The organism is Streptomyces sp. Ru73, from assembly GCF_002920575.1.
GTDB lineage: Bacteria > Actinomycetota > Actinomycetes > Streptomycetales > Streptomycetaceae > Streptomyces.
The window spans coordinates 1-17,112 of sequence record NZ_PQSQ01000101.1 but is presented as its reverse complement, the minus strand read 5'-3'; the positions used below and the strand labels follow the sequence as shown (position 1 = coordinate 17,112).

The window sequence follows — 17,112 nt, the reverse complement described above, 5'->3', positions numbered from 1 at the left end:
CCATGGCACGAGCTGCCATGAACCCCACCGGGCCGACCACCCGGACCCCCGCACCGGCCGTCCACGCGCTCGCGGACGCGGCCCCGACCCCCTTCTGGCTGGACGACCCCGACCGCCCCGCGGCCCTCCCGGCCCTCGTCGGCGACGAACGCTGCGACCTGCTCGTCGTCGGCGGCGGCTACAGCGGCCTGTGGACCGCCCTGCTCGCCAAGGAGCGCGACCCCGCACGCGACGTCGTCCTGGTCGAGGGCCAGCAGGCCGGCTGGGCCGCCTCCGGCCGCAACGGCGGCTTCTGCGCCGCCTCCCTCACCCACGGCCTGGGCAACGGCCTGGCCCGCTGGCCCGGCGAGCTGGAGAAGCTCGAAGAGCTGGGCGCCCGCAACCTCGACGCCATCGGGGAAGCGGTCGAGCGGTACGGCATCGACTGCGCCTTCGAGCGCACCGGCGAGATCGACCTCGCCACCGAGCCGCACCAGATCGCCGAGCTCCGCGAGGCCGCCGAGGACGCCGACCGCCTCGGCCTCACCGGATACGAATTCCTCGACCGGGACGCCGTACGCGCCGAGGTCCACTCGCCCACCTTCCTGGCCGGCCTGTGGAACCGCGACGGCGTCGCCATGCTCAACCCCGCCCGCCTCGCCTGGGGACTCAAGCGCGCCTGCCTGGACCACGGCGTCCGCATCTACGAGCACACCCGCGCCACCGACCTGGCCGCCGACGGCACCGGCATGGCCGTCCGCACGCCCTACGGACGCGTCTTCGCGCGCCACGTCGCGCTCGGCACCAACGCCTTCCCCAGTCTGGTCCGCAGGGTCCGCCCGTACGTCGTCCCGGTCTACGACCACGCCCTGATGACCGAACCGCTGACCGGCGAGCAGCTCGCGGCCATCGGCTGGAAGAACCGGCAGGGCCTGTCCGACAGCAACAACCACTTCCACTACTTCCGCATCACCGCCGACCACCGCATCCTCTGGGGCGGTTACGACATCGTCTACCGCTACGGCGGCGGCGTGCGCGCCGAGTACGACCACCACCCGGCCACCTACGAGAAGCTCGCCCGCCACTTCTTCCAGTGCTTCCCGCAGCTGGAGGGCGTCCGCTTCAGCCACGCCTGGGGCGGCGCCATCGACACCTGCTCCCGCTTCTCGGCGTTCTTCGGCACCGCGCACGGCGGCCGGGTCGCGTACGCCGCCGGCTACACGGGCCTGGGTGTCGGCGCCACCCGCTTCGGCGCCGACGTCATGCTCGACCTGCTCTCCGGGGAGCGCACCGAGCGCACGGAGCTGGAGATGGTCCGCACGAAGCCGCTGCCGTTCCCGCCGGAACCGCTGCGCTGGGCCGGCATCGGCATCACCCAGTGGTCGATGAGCCGGGCCGACGCACGCGGCGGCCGGCGCAACCTGTGGCTGAGGGCGATGGACAAGGTGGGCATGGGCTTCGACAGCTGAACGCCGTGCCCGGCGGGGCGCGGGCGGGCCTTCGGGGCGCGCCCGCGCACCACCACGTGCGGCGTGTGACCCACGCCACCCCAAGATCACCGATCAACCCGTGTAAGGAGGCGCTGGCCTCCCCCTCTCCCTCTCGGAACGCGGCCCCGACGGGCCGGCGAGCGGAGAGGGAGGCAGACATGGACCCCACGGGGGACAAGCGCGCCGTGGAATGGCTCGTGGCGGTGGCACCGGACCCGGAGGCCTGCCGCTTCGAATGGGAGCGCAACCCGCTGGGGGTGGCGCTCCTCCCGGCCGGCCTGGCCTGGGACGTACTGATCATCCCAGGCGCCCTGGGCTATCCGGCGCTCGACGTGCTCACCCACTGCCTCGACCGGCCGGGCCCGGTGCTCGCCGACTTCGGCGACAGCCGCATCGGCTTCTTCGTGCCGCCGGGCACGTCGGCCCGCTGGGTGGGCACGGGGGTACGCGGCGCCGGCCGCGGCACCTGGATCGTCGTCCCCTACCCGGGCCGCTGCACCGGCGGCACCCGCTGGCTGATCCCCCCGGACGGCGACGGCACGCTCACCGACCCCGGCGTACTGGAACTGGCCCTGCACGAGGCGGCGGCGCGGGTGGCCGGGGAGCCGTGAAGGGACCGGGGCCCCGGCGGCTTCGGGAGCGTCAGCGGCCCCCGAAGCCACCGGGATCCCGGTGGCCGCGGCCGCTGACCTCTGCGGTCGCCGCGCTCCCGGCCGCCGCGGAGGTCAGCGACCGCCGGAATCGCCGGGGCCGTCGCCGGAGCCCCCGTTGCCGGTATCGCGTCGCCGGATGCCGTACGGCGTCAGCGGCCGGAGTCCCAGTGGGTCGTCAACGGCCGCCGGAGTCGCCGTGGGGCGTCAGTGGCCGCCGGAGTCGCCCGGGCCGTCGTTGGAGTCAACGGGCCTGTTGCCGGGGCCGCCGGGGCCGTCGTCGGAGCCGCCGGGCCGGTCGCCGGAGCCGCCGGAGGCCCCGTCACCGATGCCGGAGCCGGCGGAGTCCCCGTCCCCGTCGCCGGTACCGCGTCGCCGGATGCCGTACGCCGCTGCGTACAGCGCCGTGAGGAGGGCCGTCGACAGGGCCCATGAGGCCAGGACGTCCAGCGGCCAGTGGTAGCCGCGGACGACCAGGCCCGGTCCGGTGGCCAGGATCAGCACGAGCGCGGCGGTGATCAGGAGCCGGCGGGCGTACGGGGCGGCCGCGCACGGCAGCAGGAGCAGCGCGGCGGCGCCGTACGCCACCGCGGCCGTCGCCGCGTGCCCCGAGGGGTAGAACCCGGTCCCGCCGGCGAGGGGGCCCGGCGGCGCCGGCCGGGCCAGCACGGCCTGCAGCGGCCCGACGAGCGCCGGCACCAGCGCCATCGCGACGGCGGCGGCGAGCGGCGGCAGCCACCAGCGGGGGAGTCCCGCGGCACGGGCCCGCCACCCCGCGTACGCGGCGGCGGCCAGCAGGACGGGCAGCGCCACCGTCATGTTGCCGAGATCGGCGAGGAGTTCGGCGAGCGGACCGGGCAGGGCACGGCCCAGGAGTACGTGGTCCAGCCGGGCGTCCAGCCGCAGCAGCGCCCCGTGGGCGGCGACCTGCCAGGTGAGGAGTGCGAGGAGCGCGACCGGCGCGGCCAGTGTGCACGCGAGCGCGGGGAGAGAGGCCGGCCGCCCCGGAACAGGGGGGGTGATTCCGGGGCGGCCGCGCTGACCGGTGAACCGCGCGCCCCGGGGGGTCTGGGGCGGGCGGCCATCCGATCGGTGAGGATTCCCGGAGCCGGGGGCTCCGGTGGTGTGCGCGAGGGCACAGCCAGGTCGAAGCCGGGGAAGCGCCGACCGGGCATCGCTCGCAGTCCCCTGCGAGCGGGGTGTTTCTCTCATCTGCAGAAACCGTACGGCAGGGCGGGGCCGCTCCGACACCCGGATCACCCACCCGCCATGGGCCCCGCACATCTTCTTCACGCCGTCTCGCCACTTCGGCCCGGTGGCCCGGATTCCGGTCCCGGAAAGCGCCGAGCGCCCGTGCCGGCAGGCGGACGGGCGCTCGATTCCTCGCTCACCTGAACGGTGGCGGGGGCGGCTCCGAAGGCTGTGCTCCAGGAGCCGCTGAGGGACTGCTGAGGAACTGCTGAGGAACCGCTCAGGAACCGGGAGGGCTCAGAGGGCCGCGAAGGCCGACTCCAGGATGTCCAGGCCCTCGTTGAGCAGGTCCTCGCCGATGACCAGCGGCGGCAGGAAGCGGATGACGTTGCCGTACGTACCGGTGGTCAGGATCAGCAGGCCCTCCTGGTGGCAGGCCTTGGCCAGCGCCGAGGTCGCCTCCGGGTTCGGGTCCTTCGAGCCGGACTGCACCAGCTCGATGGCGATCATCGCGCCGCGGCCGCGGACCTCGCCGATGATGTCGTACTTCTCGGCCATGGTCGCAAGGCGCGACTTCATGACCTCTTCGATGCGCTGGGCCTTGGCGTTCAGGTCCAGCTCGCGCATGGTCTCGATCGCGCCGACGGCGGCGGCGCAGGCGACGGGGTTACCGCCGTACGTACCGCCGAGGCCACCGGCGTGGGCGGCGTCCATGATCTCCGCGCGGCCGGTCACGGCGGCCAGCGGCAGACCGCCGGCAATGCCCTTCGCGGTCGTGATCAGGTCGGGGACGATGCCCTCGTCCTCGCACGCGAACCACTGCCCGGTCCGGCAGAAGCCCGACTGGATCTCGTCCGCGACGAACACGATCCCGTTGTCCTTCGCGAACTTCGCCATCGCGGGCAGGAAGCCCTTGGCCGGCTCGATGAAGCCGCCCTCGCCGAGCACCGGCTCGATGATGATCGCGGCGACGTTCTCCGCGCCGATCTGCTTGGTGATCTGCGAGATGGCCTGGTCAGCGGCCTCCTGGGCGCAGTTCTCCGGGCCGGTCAGCCAGCGGTAGGGGTAGGCCAGCGGCACCCGGTAGACCTCGGGCGCGAACGGGCCGAAGCCGTGCTTGTACGGCATGTTCTTCGCCGTCAGCGCCATCGTCAGGTTCGTACGCCCGTGGTAGCCGTGGTCGAACACGACCACGGCCTGCCGCTTGGTGTAAGCGCGCGCGATCTTGACGGCGTTCTCCACGGCCTCCGCGCCGGAGTTGAACAGCGCCGACTTCTTCGCGTGGTCGCCCGGGGTCAGCTCGGCGAGCGCCTCGCAGACCTCCAGGTACGGCTCGTACGGCGTGACCATCGCACAGGTGTGGGTGAAGTCCGCGAGCTGCGCGGCGGCGCGGCGCACGACGGCCTCGGCACTGCTGCCCACCGAGGTCACCGCGATGCCGGAACCGAAGTCGATCAGCGAATTGCCGTCCACGTCCTCCAGCACGCCGCCGCCGGCGCGCTTGATGAACACGGGCAGGACCGCGCCGACACCGGCCGCCACGGTCTCCTGCTTGCGCGCCCACAGCTCCTGGGACTTGGGGCCGGGGATCGCGGTGACGACGCGGCGCTCCTGGGGGAGGGCGGGGCCTCCGGTCAGTTCGGACATGGCAGTCTCCTGGAGGGAACGAGGACGCGGACGCGGACGCACGGAGGCGGCGCGGCGTACTGCGTGACGTACTAAGGGGTTGCGTTCGCAGGCTAGGGGCGGTCGGGCGGCCGGGGCATGCACCGTTCGGGAGAAGTGCGGGGGGCGCGTTGTCCGCACCGGACATAGCGCGGGACGGGTATGCCGACGGCGTACGGCCAGTAGATTGATCCGCGGCACACCGCCCGCGCTCACTAGGGGGAACAGGGACACCGGATGGACACCGAGGGCACGCACGACGCACGCAACACCCACTCGGACCGCATCCCGCCTCCGACGGCACCACCGACGATGCCTACGGGGGGCGGGGGAGCGGCGGGGCAGGCCCCGATGCCGTCTCCGCCCGGGGGTGCGGCGGGCCAGGCGCCGATCCCGCCGATGCCCGCCACGGCACCCCCGGCACCCGCCGCACCGGGCGCCACGTCATCCGGCGCGGCGGAGTCCCCCTTCATGGCCTGGCTCCGCGCCCCCCGCGTCCTGGCGGGCCCGGGCATCTGGTCCTTCGAACACCGGCCCCGGCCGAAGGAGGAGCCGCAGGAGATCGCGGTGCCGCAGCTGATCGCCGGGGCCGTCATCTCGTTCCTGTGCGCGTGGCTGCTGTGGTCCCTGCTGATGAACAGCTACCTCGGCCCCTACTGGAAGTGGCCGCTGGAGGTGATGCTGCCGGACTCGTGGCGGACGGGTAACACCGGCGTCGTCTCCTCCTTCCTCTACATGGCGCTCATCCTCGGCGCCATAGTCGCCGTCTTCGGACGGGTGGGCCGCTGGCCCGCGCTCTTCCGGCGGCTCCTCGCCCCGGTCGGCCGGCGGGTCTGGAAGCGGCTGCCCGGCTGGCTGGCTCCGAAGGACCTCGAGGCTCTTCCCAGCGGCGCGCTGGTCCTGCGTGCCGTGGCGGCGCTCGTCGTCGCCTGGCTGCTGTGGCAGTGGTGCACGGACGAGGCGCGCGATTCCTCGCTGCTGATGCTGCAGCTGAAGAACTGGACGCCGGCGTCCGGCGATTCCACGTCGTACGTGTACTACTCGGCGAGTTACTCCCTCATCGACCTCGGCCTCGTGCTGGCCGTCTGCGCCCCGTTCGGCCTCTGGGGCGAGGTATGGCGCCGGTTCGCGCCGGCCGGCATGCGCCGCAAGGCCGACACCGCGGACACGTCCGAGGCCGGTGCCCAGGTCCTCCAGGTCGACCACGCCGAATGGGCGGAGCTGCGGGCCGCAGGGGCCGGGGAGGCGGCGGAGCGGCTGGCGCGGGAGGCGCGGGCCGGGCTGATGAACGACGTGGACCACTCCCGGATCACCCGCGCCTGGCAGTCCGTACGGATGCAGACCAGCCGCTTCCCCGCCTTCGTCGAGAGCGTCCAGCGGCACGGTTCCGCCGCCTGCGGCCACCCCTCCGGCGCCCGTGACCTGCCGGTGCGCACCGCCCGGCACGACCTGCTCACCGGGCAGGTGCGCATCGGCACGGCGTCCGACGATGTCCGCAACCCCTACGACCGGCGCGGCACCGGCGCCGCGCTCGACCCCGCCGTTCTGGGGACCTCGCTGCTGGCGGTCGGCCCGCCCGGCTCGGGCAAGACCACCCGGCTGGTGCGTCCCGTGCTGGAGACGATGTGCCTGCAGGCGCTCGCCGGCCGGGCCGCCGTGGTGTCGGTCGGCGCGGCGGGCGACGGGCCGGCCGGGGACGACGCCTTCGACGCCGTCGTCCGCGTCGGGCACCGCGACTCCCCCTGTGACCTCGACCTCTACGGCGGTACCAGCGATCCCGACGAGGCGGCTGCCGTGTTGGGGGAGGCGTTGGTGGGGGATCTGGCGGTGGGGGTGCCGGGTGGGGAGAGCCGGCGGGCCGCGACGGTGCTGGGGCAGGTGCTCGGGCCGTTCCGGGCGGCGCACGGGCGGTTCCCCGGGGTGGCCGAGCTGCGGGAGCTGCTGGACGGGGCGCCGGAGGCGCTGGGCTCGCTGCGGGCCGCGCTGGAGGCGGCCGGGGAGCAGGGCGCGCTGCGCGAGCTGGACGCGCGGGAGCGGCAGGCGCAGCGGGCGGGCGACGCCGGGGCGCTGCTCGCGGACCGGATCGCGCTGCTGGACCGCCCCGCTTTCGCCGGTTTCTTCGACACCACGGGCCGGTCGCGGCAGGTGTCGCTGCGCGCGCTGGACCGCCCGCTGCGGGTCCGGATCGACCTGCCGGAGCGCGGGCACGCCGATGCCTCGCGGATCCTGGCGCGGCTGGTGCTGGCGCAGTTCACGGAGTGCGCGGTGGCGCGCTCGGACCGGTCGGTCTTCGCGTGCCTGGTGCTCGACGACGCCTCGCACGTCGTGACACAGGAGGCGTTGCGCGGGCTGCAGCGGCTGCGGTCGGCCAACGCCGGCGTCGTGCTGACGCTGCGGGCGCTGGACGACGTACCCGAGTCGCTGCGCGGGGCGCTGCTGGGCACGGTCGGCTGCCGGATGGCGTTCGCGGGCGTGACGACGTGGGACGGCGCGCGGTTCGCCGAGGTGTGGGGCAAGGCCTGGGTGGAGACGCGGGACGTCACCGACCGGCAGATCGTCTCCGACGAGCCGTTCACCAAGCTGATGCACTCCATCCGGCGGCTGGTGACGGGGAAGGACGTGACGGCGAAGGCGGTCACGGTACGGACCGTGGAGCGGGAGCGGTGGTCGGCGTCGGACCTGGCCAATGCCGTACCGGCCGGGCACGCGGTGCTGTCGGTCACCTCGGTGACGGGGGAGTCGGCACCGCCGGTGCTGGTGGATCTGCGGGGGTGAGCCGTGGGGAGTCGTGATCGTGGGGCGGGCCGAGGGGCCGTGGCCCGCGTAGGGCTCCCGGTCCCTCGTAGCGGGGCTTCGCCCCACTCCGCAGCGCGGAAGCGGGCGCCCCGATTCCTCCGCTGAGGCAGAATTGAGGGTGGCCGTTCGTACGGGACGGAGAAAACCCGACGGAGAGAACCCGGCTCCCGCCGCACGCGCACCGAAGGTCCCATGCCTCACACCCTTGCCTCGCTCGCCCACCACTCCGCGCTCAAGCTGACCGTGCTCGCGGGCGGGGACCGGCTGGACACCCCCGTCCGCTGGGCGCACGTGAGCGAGCTGATCGACCCGGTGCCGTACATGGAGGGCGGCGAGCTGCTGCTCATCACCGCGCTCAAGCTGGACGCCGAGGACCCGGAGGTCGCCCGCCGGTACGTACGGCGCATCGCGGGCGCCGGGGTGGTCGGCCTGGGCTTCGCGGTCGGGGTGAACTACGAGGACGTGCCCGAAGCGCTGCTCACCGCGGCCCGCGAGGAGGACTTCCCGCTGCTGGCGGTGCCGCGCCGGACGCCGTTCGTCGCGATCAGCAAGGCCGTCTCGGCGGCCGTCGCCGCCGACCAGTACCGCGCCGTCACCGAGGGCTTCGAGGCGCAGCGTGAGCTGACCCGCGCCGCCCTGTCCGCCGAGGGCCCGGCGGAGCTGCTCGCCCGGCTCGCCGCCCACCTCAAGGGCTGGGCGGCGCTGTACGACGCCTCCGGCGCCGTGGTCGCCGCCGCCCCCGACTGGGCGGCCCGCCGGGCCGCCCGCCTCACCGACGACATCGCCAGGCTGCGCGAACGCCCGGCCCCCGCGAGCTCCGTCGTCTCCGACGCCGAGGGTGACGACCGGGTCGAGCTGCAGTCCCTCGGCACGGGCCGCCGGGCCCGCGGGGTGCTCGCCGTCGGTACGGGCGCGCCCCTGGGCACGGCCGAGCGGTACGCCGTGCACTCCGCCGTCGCCCTGCTGACCCTGACCACCGAGCGGTCCCGCGCCCTGCAGGAGGCCGAACAGCGCCTCGGCGCCGCGGTGCTGCGGATGCTGCTGGCCGGCGAGCCGGACCACGCGCGCGCGGTGGCCGGGCGGCTGTACGGCGGACTGCTGGACGCCCCGTTCCGGGTACTGGTGGCGGAACCGGTGCCGAACGGCAACGGCGAGGAGCGGTCCGCCGCCGAGACCACCGCCGCGCTGGACGCGCTGGCCGACGCGATGGAGTCGGCGGCGGCCCGCAGCGGCGAGGCGGTGCTCGCGGTACCGGACGGTACCCGGCTGACCGTCCTCGCGGCCGACGGCGGTGCGGCGGCCGAGGCCGGCGCGGCACACGCCGCCGCGCTGGAGAACCGGGCCGAAGCGGCCACCCGCCGGCGCCCGGCCGCCGCGGCGAGTACGAACGGCGCCCCCGACCTCGCCGTCGGCGTCTCCGCGCCCTCGGGGCCCGCCACCGCAGCGGTGGCGCACCGGCAGGCCGAGCAGGCCATGTCGGTGGCCAGGCGGCGCGGCCGGGTGCTGGTGGGGCACGAGGACGTGGCGGCCGGTTCGGTGCTGCCGCTCCTCGCCGACGAGGCGGTACGGGCCTTCGCCGACGGCATGCTGCGCGCGCTGCACGACCATGACGCGACCGGCCGCGGCGACCTGGTGGCCTCGCTGCGCGCCTGGCTGTCCCGGCACGGCCAGTGGGACGCGGCCGCCGCCGACCTGGGCGTGCACCGGCACACCCTGCGCTACCGGATGCGCCGCGTCGAGGAGATCCTGGGCCGCTCCCTGGACGACCCGGACGTCCGGATGGAACTGTGGCTGGCCCTGAAGGCCACGTCGTTCACGACGGAGAACTGAGCCGCGGGGACGGCCCGAACCGCCGGGCGCGGCCCGAACCGCTGGGTGGGGCCCGAACCGCTGGGCGCGGCCCGCTTCCCGGGCGCGGCCGGAGCCCCCGGAGGCCGGCCCGCCGGCGCCCCGGGCCGCCCGTGTCCGGGCCGCGGCACCCGCTGAAGCGGCGTGCAGCGCCCCGCGCACTCGCCAATCCGTAGGACCCGGCCCGCGGAGTAGTACGTCCCGGACAAACACCGGGCCGGGAGTGCGCACCTACCGTGGTTCCCGTCCGGAAGGGCGACCGAGGCCGGGCGCGGCAGGCAGCAGCGCCGCGCGCCGCCGGCACGCCACTCACCCCGCCACCGAGAAGGGCCGGTAACCACTGTGCCGATCCGTAATGACGCAGCCACCACGGCTTTCTGGCTCGCCGGCCGAGAGGCGACCGGCGCGGAGACCTTCGAGGTCACCTCGCCCTGGGACGGCCGCACCGTCGGCACCGTGAGCGTGCCCACCGAGGAGCAGGTCGAGGAGGCCGTGGCCGCGTCCGTCGCGGTGCAGGCCGAGTTCGCCGCCACCCCCGCGCACGTGCGCGCCGCCGCGCTGGACCACGTCACCCAGCGCCTGGTCGAGCGTACGGAGGAGATCGCCCAGCTGATCTCCGCGGAGAACGGCAAGCCGATCAAGTGGGCGCGCGGCGAGGTCGGCCGCGCCGTGTCCGTCTTCCGGTTCGCCGCCGAGGAGGCCCGCCGCTTCAACGCCGGCGAGGCCATGCGCCTGGACACCGACGGCGGCGGCACCGGCCGGCTCGCGCTGATCCGCCGGGTCCCCAAGGGCACCGTGCTCGGCATCGCCCCGTTCAACTTCCCGCTCAACCTCAGCGCCCACAAGGTCGCCCCGGCCATCGCCGCCGGCGTGCCGATCATCCTCAAGCCCGCCCCGGCCACCCCGCTCTCCGGCCTGATCCTCGGTGAGCTGCTGGCCGAGACCGACCTGCCGGCCGGTTCCTGGAGCATCCTCCCGGTGCCGAACGACCGGATGCCCGCGCTCGTCCAGGACGAGCGGCTGCCGGTGATCTCCTTCACCGGTTCCGAGAAGGTCGGCTACGCGATCATGGACTCGGTGCCGCGCAAGCACTGCACCCTGGAGCTGGGCGGCAACGGCGCGGCCGTGATCCTCGCCGACTACGCCTCCGAGGCCGACCTGGACTGGGCCGCGCAGCGCATCGCGACCTTCTCCAACTACCAGGGCGGCCAGTCCTGCATCTCCGTGCAGCGCGTGATCGCCGACGCGAGCGTGTACGACCGGCTGCTGCCGAAGATCGTCGAGCGCGTCGAGGCGCAGGTCACCGGCGACCCGACGGACCCGGCCACCGAGGTCGGCCCGCTGGTCAGCGAGGACGCCGCCAAGCGCGTGGAGTCCTGGGTCGACGAGGCCGTGCAGGCCGGCGCCCGGCTGCTCGCCGGCGGCAAGCGCGAGGGCGCCACGTACGCGCCGACCGTCCTGGCCGACCTGCCCGAGGGCACGACCCTGGCCTGCGAGGAGGTCTTCGGGCCGGTCCTCTCGGTGCAGAAGGTGGACGGCGAGGAGGCGGCCTTCGCCGCCGTCAACAGCTCCAAGTACGGCCTCCAGGCAGGCGTGTTCACCCACGACCTGCAGACCGCCTTCCGCGCCCACAAGGTGCTGGAGGTGGGCGGCGTGATCATCGGCGACGTGCCGTCGTACCGCGCCGACCAGATGCCGTACGGCGGCGCCAAGCAGTCCGGTGTGGGCCGCGAGGGCGTCCGCTACGCGATGGACGACTACACCTACGAGCGAGTGATGGTGATGACCGGGCTGGAACTCTGACGCTTCCGGCCACCGGGCCGGACACTGGACAGCAGGGGCCGGGGCGCGCATCGGGCGCGCCCCGGCCCTCCGGTCTTCCCGGGCGCGGGCCGGGCACCCACCTCGCGTAAACATGGGAATCATTTTCATGTAGGGTGGCGGCCGTACCGCAACCCCTGCGCCACAGGAGGCAGCTCATGGCCGTCCCCAAGCGGAAGACGTCCCGCGCCAACACCCGGCACCGCCGGAGCAACTGGAAGGCCGCCGCGCCCGACCTCGTACCGATCACCATCGACGGCAGCCAGTACACCGTCCCGCGCCGTCTCGTGAAGGCGTACCAGCGGGGCCTGATCGACCCGCCGCGCGACTGACGGCGGGAGCGGCCCCGGGGCCGGCCGCCGGGACCGGGCGGCGGGCCGGGGGAGTGCGGCCGCACCTCCGTGTGCGTGAGGACTGGTGCAAGCCGTGCGGATCGGGTACAGACTCACAAGTAGCACTGACCGGTAGCCAACCCGGGCAGGCAACTGACCGGTAGCCGACCCGGCGGACCGGTACGGACACCCGACTCCGCGGTGAGGTGACCCTCCTCATGACGGCTCCAACCACCCGCAACGTCTCCGAGCGCGAAGCACGCCAGGTCGCCGAGGCGGCCCGCGAACAGGACTGGCGCAAGCCCAGCTTCGCCAAGGAACTGTTCCTCGGGCGGTTCCGGCTCGACCTCGTCCACCCCCACCCCACCCCCGCCGCGGAAGCGGTCCAGCGTGGTGAGGAATTCCTCGCCAAGCTCCGCGACTTCTGCGAGACGAAGATCGACGGCGCGCGCATCGAGCGCGAGGCGCAGATCCCCGACGAGACCATCGCCGGTCTCAAGGAGATCGGCGCGCTCGGCATGAAGATCGACACCAAGTACGGCGGCCTGGGGCTCACCCAGGTGTACTACAACAAGGCGCTCGCGCTCGTCGGTTCCGCCAGCCCCGCGATCGGCGCCCTGCTCTCCGCGCACCAGTCGATCGGCGTACCGCAGCCGCTGAAACTGTTCGGCACACAGGAGCAGAAGGACCAGTTCCTGCCGCGGCTGGCCCGTACGGACATCTCCGCGTTCCTGCTCACCGAACCGGACGTAGGTTCGGACCCGGCCCGGCTGGCCACCATGGCCGTACCGGACGGCGACGACTACGTACTCGACGGCGTCAAGCTGTGGACGACCAACGGAGTCGTCGCCGACCTGCTCGTGGTGATGGCCCGGGTACCGAAGTCCGAGGGCCACAAGGGCGGCATCACCGCTTTCGTCGTCGAGGCCGGCTCCGACGGCATCACCGTGGAGAACCGCAACGCCTTCATGGGCCTGCGCGGCATCGAGAACGGCGTCACCCGCTTCCACCAGGTACGCGTCCCGGCCGCCAACCGCATCGGACCCGAGGGCGCCGGCCTGAAGATCGCGCTGACCACGCTCAACACCGGACGCCTGTCGCTGCCCGCCATGTGCGTCGGCGTCGGCAAATGGTGCCTGAAGATCGCCCGCGAATGGTCGGCGGCCCGCGAGCAGTGGGGCAAACCGGTCGCCAAGCACGAGGCGGTCGGCGGCAAGATCTCCTTCATCGCGGCCACCACCTTCGCACTGGAAGCCGTCGTCGACCTCGCCTCCCAGATGGCCGACGAGGACCGCAACGACATCCGCATCGAAGCGGCCCTCGCCAAGCTGTACGGCTCCGAGATGGGCTGGCTGATGGCCGACGAACTGGTCCAGATCCGCGGCGGCCGCGGCTTCGAGACCGCCGAGTCGCTCGCCGCGCGCGGGGAGCGCGCCGTCCCCGCCGAACAGGTGCTGCGCGACATGCGCATCAACCGGATCTTCGAGGGCTCGACCGAGATCATGCACCTGCTCATCGCCCGCGAGGCGGTGGACGCGCACCTCTCCGTCGCCGGCGACCTCATCGACCCCGAGAAGTCCCTCGGCGACAAGGGCAAGGCCGCGGCGCGGGCGGGCGGTTTCTACGCCCGCTGGCTGCCCAAGCTCGTCGCCGGACCGGGCCAGGTGCCCGGCACGTACGCGGAGTTCGGCGAGCTGGCGACCCATCTCCGGTACGTCGAGCGGACCTCACGCAAGCTCGCGCGCAGCACGTTCTACGCGATGTCGCGCTGGCAGGGCCGGATGGAGACCAAGCAGGGCTTCCTCGGCCGGATCGTCGACATCGGCGCCGAACTGTTCGCGATGAGCGCGGCATGCGTACGCGCCCAGCACCTGCTGACCACCGGCGAGCACGGCCGCGAGGCACACCAGCTGGCGGACGTCTTCTGCCGGCAGGCCAGGATCCGGGTCGAAGAACTGTTCGCGCGGCTGTGGACCAACACCGACGAGCTGGACCGCAAGGTCGTGGCCGGCGTGCTGACCGGCACATACGCCTGGCTGGAGGAAGGGGTCATCGACCCCAGCGGGGACGGCCCCTGGATCGCCGACGCGACACCGGGGCCCGCGCGGAAGGAGAACGTGCACCGGCGGATCCGGTGACGGGCGGACCCGCCCGGTGACGGGACGGGGGACGGGCCGGCCCCCGCAACACGGGGACCGGCCCGTGCGGTCCGTACGGAGGGGCGGGTGGCGGCGCCTCGTGTGCGGTACGTGGCGGCGCCTCCTGTACGCCGCGGGCGGTCCCGCTCCGTACGCCGCGAACGGCGCCCCTCCGTACGCAGCGGGCGGCGTTCCCGTACGGCTGCGGGCCGCGGACGAGGCGGCGTCCGCACCACCCCGCGCGCCTCCCGGCGCCCCTGGCACGGGCGTTCTTCCGCGAGCTGGTGTCCGCACTCCGGACGGGACCGGCCACAATGGTGCCCATGACGGAATCCCTCGCCCATCCGCACCTGCGTTTCACCCCGGCGCCCGCCGCACCCGGCGAGCCACGCGACATCGTGATCCTCGGCTCCACCGGCTCCATCGGCACCCAGGCGATCGATCTCGTCCTGCGCAACCCGGACCGCTTCCGCGTCACCGGACTCTCCGCCGCCGGCGGCCGGGTCGCGCTCCTCGCCGAGCAGGCGCGGCAGCTGCGCGTCCGCACGGTCGCGGTGGCCCGCGAGGACGTCGTGCCCGCGCTCCGCGAGGCACTGGCGGCGCAGTACGGACCGGGCGAGCCCCTCCCGGAGATCCTGGCCGGCCCCGACGCCGCCACCCAGCTCGCCGCCACGAAGTGCCACACCGTACTGAACGGCATCACCGGCTCCATCGGCCTTGCCCCCACCCTCGCGGCCCTGGAGAGCGGCGCCTCCCTCGCGCTCGCCAACAAGGAATCGCTGATCGTCGGCGGCCCGCTGGTCAAGGCGCTCGCCGAGCCCGGCCAGATCGTCCCCGTCGACTCCGAGCACTCCGCGCTCTTCCAGGGCCTGATGGGCGGCCCCCGCGAAGAGGTGCGCAAGCTGGTCGTCACCGCCTCCGGCGGCCCCTTCCGCGGCCGCAGCAAGGCCGAGCTGGCCACCGTCACCCCCGAGCAGGCGCTCGCGCACCCCACCTGGGCCATGGGCCCCGTCATCACGATCAACTCCGCGACCCTGGTCAACAAGGGCCTGGAGGTCATCGAGGCACACCTGCTGTACGACGTGCCCTTCGAGCGCATCGAGGTCGTCGTCCACCCGCAGTCCTACATCCACTCCATGGTCGAGTTCACCGACGGCTCCACCCTCGCCCAGGCCAGCCCGCCCGACATGCGCATGCCGATCGCGCTCGCACTCGGCTGGCCCGAGCGCATCCCCGACGCCGCCCCCGGCATCGACTGGACCAAGGCCCACACCTGGGAGTTCTTCCCCCTCGACCAGGAAGCCTTCCCCTCCGTACCGCTCGCCTGCCACGTCGGCGCGCTCGGCGGCACCGCACCCGCCGTCTTCAACGCCGCCAACGAGGAATGCGTCGACGCATTCTTGAAGGGCGGGCTGCCGTTCACAGGAATTGTCGATACGGTCGCCGAAGTCGTCGCCGAGCACGGCACGCCCGCGCCGGGAACGTCCCTGACCCTCTCGGACGTACTGGAAGCGGAGAACTGGGCGCGCGCCCGCGCCCGTGAACTGGCCGCCCGCGCGGCACGTACACCATCGGAGGCCCGCGCATGACGACCTGGATGACCATCCTCGGCATCGTCGTCTTCGTCGTCGGCCTGCTCTTCTCGATCGCCTGGCACGAGCTGGGGCACCTGTCGACGGCCAAGATGTTCGGCATCCGGGTGCCGCAGTACATGGTCGGCTTCGGGCCGACCCTCTTCTCCCGCAGGAAGGGCGACACCGAGTACGGCATCAAGGCCATCCCGGCCGGCGGCTACATCCGCATGATCGGCATGTTCCCGCCCGGCGACGACGGGAAGCTGGCGGCCCGCTCCACCTCGCCCTGGCGCGGCATGATCGAGGACGCCCGCTCGGCCGCGTTCGAGGAGCTGCAGCCGGGGGACGAGAAGCGGCTGTTCTACACCCGCAAGCCCTGGAAGCGCGTCATCGTGATGTTCGCCGGGCCGTTCATGAACCTGATCCTCGCGGTCGTGATCTTCATGAGCGTCCTCATGGGCTTCGGCATCAACACCCAGACCACCCAGGTCGGCTCCGTCTCGGACTGCGTCATCGCGGCCTCCGCCAAGACCGACAAGTGCCCCGCCCACGCCAAGGACTCCCCGGCCAAGGCCGCCGGACTGCGGGCCGGCGACCGCATCGTCGCCTTCGACGGCCGGCCCGTAGCCGACTGGGGCACCCTCCAGCAGGCCATCCGGGACACCACGGGACCCGCCACCATCACCATCGAGCGGCACGGCGCCCGCCAGGTGCTGCACGCCGACCTGATCGAGAACAAGGTCGCCAAGACCGACGGCCACGGCGGCTACGTCCCCGACCAGTACGTCACCGCAGGCTTCCTCGGCTTCACCCCCGCCAGCGGCATCGTCCGGCAGGACTTCGGCCAGTCCGTCGACCGCATGGGCAACATGGTCAAGCAGGGCGTCGACTCGCTGATCGCCCTCCCCGGCAAGGTCCCCGACCTGTGGAACGCCGCCTTCAACGGCGGCGAGCGCAAGCAGGACTCCCCGATGGGCGTGGTCGGCGCCGCCCGCGTCGGCGGCGAGGTCTTCTCCCTGGACATCCCGCCCTCGCAGCGGGTGGCGACCATGCTCTTCCTGGTCGCGGGCTTCAACCTCTCGCTCTTCCTGTTCAACATGCTGCCGCTGCTCCCGCTCGACGGCGGCCACATCGCGGGCGCCCTCTGGGAGTCGCTGCGCCGCGCCTTCGCCAAGGTCTTCCGGCGCCCCGACCCCGGCCCCTTCGACGTGGCGAAGCTCATGCCCGTCGCCTACGTCGTCGCCGGCATCTTCATCTGCTTCACGCTGCTGGTGCTGGTCGCGGACGTGGTCAACCCGGTACGGCTGACCGGCTAGGACCTCGCTCCGAGGAGGCCGTACGGCCGCGGGGGACACCGCTCCGGTACGCCGGGCACTCGTGCGAACACGTACGGGTGTCCGGCAACCGTCCTTTCGGGCGGTGTCAACCTCCGCGATGTGCCTCCGGCAAGCCCCGTGACGTAACCTCGGCCCCGGAGCCCGCCGATCTCGGGTCCTTGATCACACCTTGGGGAAGCTCGTCAGATGACTGCCATCGCGCTGGGAATGCCGGACGTTCCGACCAAGCTCGCCGACCGCAGGGTCAGCCGCAAAATTCACGTCGGTCCCGTCGCCGTGGGCGGTGACGCA

General features: G+C 73.4%; 11 protein-coding genes. 9 read left to right on the top strand and 2 right to left on the bottom strand.

The window, feature by feature from the left end; translation table 11 throughout:
- Positions 1–2: 2 nt before the first annotated feature.
- Both C3486_RS30545 and C3486_RS30540 read left to right on the top strand, forming a co-directional pair.
- The gene (locus C3486_RS30545) at positions 3–1,448 is read left to right on the top strand and encodes an NAD(P)/FAD-dependent oxidoreductase (protein WP_374936939.1); all 1,446 of its coding nucleotides are present in this window, start codon (positions 3–5) and stop codon (positions 1,446–1,448) included.
- A gap of 179 nt (positions 1,449–1,627) precedes the next feature.
- Positions 1,628–2,080, top strand: a complete 453-nt coding sequence (locus C3486_RS30540; protein WP_103836064.1) for a hypothetical protein — start codon at positions 1,628–1,630, stop codon at positions 2,078–2,080.
- 246 nt (positions 2,081–2,326) lie between these two features.
- Here the strand turns inward: C3486_RS30540 and C3486_RS30535 are convergent, their stop codons facing one another.
- Together C3486_RS30535 and gabT are read right to left on the bottom strand one after the other, a co-directional pair.
- Positions 2,327–3,331: a phosphatase PAP2 family protein gene (locus tag C3486_RS30535; protein WP_103836063.1), complete on the bottom strand. Its 1,005-nt coding sequence runs from the start codon at positions 3,329–3,331 to the stop codon at positions 2,327–2,329.
- A gap of 276 nt (positions 3,332–3,607) precedes the next feature.
- The gene (gene gabT / locus C3486_RS30530) at positions 3,608–4,957 is read right to left on the bottom strand and encodes a 4-aminobutyrate--2-oxoglutarate transaminase (RefSeq protein WP_103836061.1); all 1,350 of its coding nucleotides are present in this window, start codon (positions 4,955–4,957) and stop codon (positions 3,608–3,610) included.
- Positions 4,958–5,446: 489 nt separating this feature from the next.
- On the opposite strand from gabT, the gene C3486_RS30525 reads away from it, so the two are divergent.
- From C3486_RS30525 to C3486_RS30495, 7 genes are all read left to right on the top strand, one after another.
- Positions 5,447–7,750, top strand: coding sequence for an ATP/GTP-binding protein (locus C3486_RS30525; protein WP_374936938.1), 2,304 nt, complete (start codon positions 5,447–5,449; stop codon positions 7,748–7,750).
- A 213-nt stretch (positions 7,751–7,963) separates the two neighbouring features.
- Complete coding sequence (locus tag C3486_RS30520; RefSeq protein ID WP_103836058.1) at positions 7,964–9,601, top strand: PucR family transcriptional regulator; 1,638 nt, start codon at positions 7,964–7,966, stop codon at positions 9,599–9,601.
- Between the two features lie 360 nt (positions 9,602–9,961).
- Complete coding sequence (locus C3486_RS30515) at positions 9,962–11,422, top strand: aldehyde dehydrogenase family protein (RefSeq protein ID WP_103836057.1); 1,461 nt, start codon at positions 9,962–9,964, stop codon at positions 11,420–11,422.
- A gap of 176 nt (positions 11,423–11,598) precedes the next feature.
- Positions 11,599–11,772: a 50S ribosomal protein L32 gene (rpmF, locus tag C3486_RS30510; protein WP_103836056.1), complete on the top strand. Its 174-nt coding sequence runs from the start codon at positions 11,599–11,601 to the stop codon at positions 11,770–11,772.
- A gap of 218 nt (positions 11,773–11,990) precedes the next feature.
- Positions 11,991–13,910, top strand: a complete 1,920-nt coding sequence (locus C3486_RS30505) for an acyl-CoA dehydrogenase family protein (RefSeq protein ID WP_103836055.1) — start codon at positions 11,991–11,993, stop codon at positions 13,908–13,910.
- A 323-nt stretch (positions 13,911–14,233) separates the two neighbouring features.
- Positions 14,234–15,499, top strand: a complete 1,266-nt coding sequence (gene dxr / locus C3486_RS30500; RefSeq protein ID WP_103836078.1) for a 1-deoxy-D-xylulose-5-phosphate reductoisomerase — start codon at positions 14,234–14,236, stop codon at positions 15,497–15,499.
- The gene (locus tag C3486_RS30495; RefSeq protein WP_103836054.1) at positions 15,496–16,800 is read left to right on the top strand and encodes an RIP metalloprotease; all 1,305 of its coding nucleotides are present in this window, start codon (positions 15,496–15,498) and stop codon (positions 16,798–16,800) included. The genes dxr and C3486_RS30495 overlap by 4 nt, the downstream gene beginning before the upstream one ends.
- The last annotated feature ends 312 nt before the right edge of the window (positions 16,801–17,112 follow it).